Below are 3,380 nucleotides of genomic sequence, written 5' to 3'. Positions count from 1 at the left end.
CCAGGCATGACACTGGAGGCGGATGTGTTGCAAGACAGTAGGAAAATTTGGGAATGGGTACTGGAGCCAGTGCTGGCAATGAGCCAGCGTGCCTAGAAGCAGAAACAAAGAATTTCAGAATTCGATGTTGAGCCTGTCAGGAAAACCCAACAGACTCAGCCCGAAAAAACCGTTCAAGGTGGTCAAGACCCTGAACGGAGCAGTAAAGCCATGCCATGAGGTATGGTTCACTTAACCATGTATAGGAGTAACATAAAATGCGTGTGATTACAAAGGAAGAATTGTTGGCTGTTGCTGGTGGTGGGTTCGGCGGCATATTGGATGATGAATTTCCATAGCCTTGGAGAGATCCTTTAGCTAACTGGGATGCTGCAGCAACTCGCCCTCCCGAAACGAACTCTTGGGGTGAAACAGAAGCTGATGCCAAAACGAGAGAAAATTCTGCAGCCCCGAGAGGAAATTTGGAAAAGGATATGCAAAATTGCGACAAAGGGAATACCGACTGCTATGAGAAGGCATACGCGGATTACATTCGTGCATTGACATATTAAAAACATTATGGAACTTGATTGAGCTGTAGATTGATCAAGTTCCATAATTTTAGAACTGGCATAAATTTATTTATTGGGGGAATTATGAGCTTTGAGACCGCTCTTAAATTGAAGTTTTTGACATTCCTGCTTGCGCTCTCAACAATCGGTGACGCGTTTGGAGGGAGTCGGGTGCAGAATAATCGCTATATCAGCGAAGGTCCGTTAACTCTGAAGGCTTTAGAGGAGTTTAAGCTCGCCTTAAAGGATTACCCCAATATCAGTGAATTAGAATTTGTGGACTCTCCTGGCAGTCATTCAGACGCAGGATTGGTCGTCTCTGGATTTATTAACGCAATTAATCGACTCAAATTAAATACTTTCGCGAGAGGGGAATGCTTTTCTTCTTGCGCAGTTATTTTTTTAATGGGGTTCGAGCGTACTTTGCTGCCAAGTAGGAACGTGGACAAAGTGACTGGCACTACACTTTTTTTGCATCCCGCAAGAGACAATGAAAGCGGAGAAGTTTGGCCTGAATATACCAACTCCTTGAATAACATGGTGTCTGAGCGAAGTGGTGGGAAAATATCACTAGAATTCTTACAGACGATGTTTAAGGCAAAGGCTAAAGGCGGTGGAATATATATCATAAGAAAAACAAAACCTAACGTGCCAAATGCATTTTTTTGGTCTGGCAATACAAGCGAAAAATTTGAGCCTATTGACCATTACACGTTAGATCAACTTGGTATTCAATTTGGAGATGATGTTCGCTAATTTATTCGGTGATACCCGGTGCGGAGAACTTTGTAGATTGTTTTTGAGTGAACAGCAAGAACTTCAGAATTCGATGCTGAGTCTGTCAGGAAAACCCGACAGACCCAGCCCGAAATACCGTTCAAGGTGGTCAAGACCATGAACGGAGCAGTAAAGCCATGCCATGAGGTATGGTTCACTTAACCATGTATAGGATTAACACAAAATGCGTATTATTTCAAATGAAGAGTTGTTGGCTGTGGCTGGTGGCGACGCAGCCGCAACAAGAGGTGAGCGGGAGAATAGCTGGGGGGAGACTACAGACAGTGGTAATTTAGGCGAGATTAATAGTAACGGAGATTCAGGCATATCCGGAATGATCAATGGAACTTATTCATCATTTTCCTGTAATAATGATACTGCTTCATGTACGCTGACAGTCGGTGATTTTAGTGTGAAAGTAACGGTACTTTGCGAGGGACTTGGGGCGGTAACTATTGACGGTGTAACGTCGGTAGTCCCAATGACTATCACGGTTCCACCAATTGATAACTCACCAATTCCGGATATTGTTCCATTTAAATAATAGTTAGTATCTCCAATAAGGGGAAGGAAGTTTATTTTCTTCCCTTTGAATAGAAAGAATTAAATGAAAAAAATTAAGACCTTCACTGTTATTGTGGCATCACTTTTTGCATTTAATTCATTAGCGCAAAATAACGGAATTGTTGAGAAATTCGAAAAGAAATATCCCCAAATAAAGGGGATGAAATCATCTCAAATACCATTTCAACTGATTTCCGATGAAAAAGCTGAGATCGTATTGAGATCTTCAAATGTTTATTTCCCTTTTGGGCAAACTCCTCCCTTGAATGGGGCACCGTATTTTCAACTTTATTCATCAATGTGCTTTGAAACTCAAAGTAAAAACGGAACATGTTTGTATTTAGTAGTATTTGAAGGTTTTGCTAATGCATCGACTAAAGTCTTTGGACCTGTCAATTTAGAAGATGGATCAAGTAATTTACATTGACTAAGTAAACTTGAATTTAGATCCTCTAGTGCCGCTCCCAAAATGGCAGGCATGCATACCAATGCTATTGCTGCTGAATTTGAGTCCAAAAAATTACAAGTGTTTTTTTGGGCAAGGCGCTTCCGCTTGTGCAAACATTGCTCTGTTGAGTGCTAAAAGAACTTTATTACCATCCACTAATGAGTGCGTACACATATTTTTTGCATGTCGCAAGAGCATCAAGAAGTGGCGAAATAAACTATCGGTTTACCGAAAAAATTAATAAAAGAATTATCGCGGCTAGTGATGGGGAATTCCCTCTTGAAATACTAGATAAGATGTTTGATGCAAAAAATGCCCAAGGTGGTTTATACATTTTTCGTGAGGGTATATCTACAAATCAGGGAAATGCTTTCGGACTTTTTGCGCAGGAGATGAACGCCCATTCCTGATCGCATATAAACCTATGAAGAATACTCGTCCGCAAGATTTAGGTATTTCTATCGGCGAATAAACCGTAAATTTAATGAAACCCCTCCTCCAAACCGAATCCAGCGAATGCGGCCTTGCCTGTCTCGCTATGGTCGCCAGCCATTTCGGCTACCACACTGATCTTGCAGATCTGCGCCGCCAATTCTCCATCAGTCTCAAGGGTGCAACGCTGGCGCAACTGATGCGCCATGCGTCTGCCATGCAATTGAACAGCCGCCCACTGCGTCTGGAACTCGATGAGCTCGATCAACTGGCCTTACCCTGCATCCTGCACTGGAACCTGAATCACTTCGTCGTGCTCAAAGCCGTACGCAAGGACTGGCGTGGCAAAGTCACTTTGATCTTGCTTGATCCTGCAGTAGGAGAAAGGCGCGTTGCGATTGAGGAAGCATCCAGTCACTTTACCGGTGTGGCACTGGAACTGGCACCCAGCCCCTCATTCAAGCCCAAGGAAGAAAAGAAGCAAGTCGCCCTGCGCGACCTGACCGGTCATATCGTTGGCCTGCGTCCGGCCATCGTCAAAGTCATTGCCCTTGCTCTGGCGTTAGAAATTTTCGCCATATGCTCACCCCTTTTCAACCAGTTCGTCA

Annotated in this window: 5 protein-coding genes; all 5 read left to right on the top strand. The window is 43.4% G+C overall.

Annotation, left to right across the window (positions count from 1 at the left end):
- Positions 1-635 precede the first annotated feature (635 nt).
- Positions 636-1,307 carry a hypothetical protein gene (locus tag ACO0LD_RS31630; protein ID WP_423013492.1) on the top strand — a complete coding sequence of 224 codons (672 nt, stop codon included), beginning with the start codon at positions 636-638 and terminating at the stop codon, positions 1,305-1,307.
- A gap of 205 nt (positions 1,308-1,512) precedes the next feature.
- On the top strand, positions 1,513-1,872 hold the full coding sequence (locus tag ACO0LD_RS31625) for a hypothetical protein (RefSeq protein ID WP_423013491.1): 360 nt from the start codon (positions 1,513-1,515) through the stop codon (positions 1,870-1,872).
- A 63-nt stretch (positions 1,873-1,935) separates the two neighbouring features.
- Positions 1,936-2,319, top strand: a complete 384-nt coding sequence (locus ACO0LD_RS31620; protein ID WP_423013489.1) for a hypothetical protein — start codon at positions 1,936-1,938, stop codon at positions 2,317-2,319.
- A gap of 149 nt (positions 2,320-2,468) precedes the next feature.
- Positions 2,469-2,750 (top strand): hypothetical protein, encoded by a 282-nt coding sequence (locus tag ACO0LD_RS31615; protein ID WP_423013487.1) that lies wholly within the window; start codon positions 2,469-2,471, stop codon positions 2,748-2,750.
- Positions 2,751-2,824: 74 nt separating this feature from the next.
- On the top strand, positions 2,825-3,380 hold a 556-nt coding region (locus ACO0LD_RS31610; protein WP_423013485.1), incomplete at its 3' end, for a cysteine peptidase family C39 domain-containing protein.

The organism is Undibacterium sp. Ji83W (assembly GCF_049340385.1).
GTDB lineage: Bacteria > Pseudomonadota > Gammaproteobacteria > Burkholderiales > Burkholderiaceae_D > Undibacterium.
The sequence above is the reverse complement of the archived record's forward strand: the minus strand, read 5'-3'. Positions and strand labels throughout refer to the sequence as shown.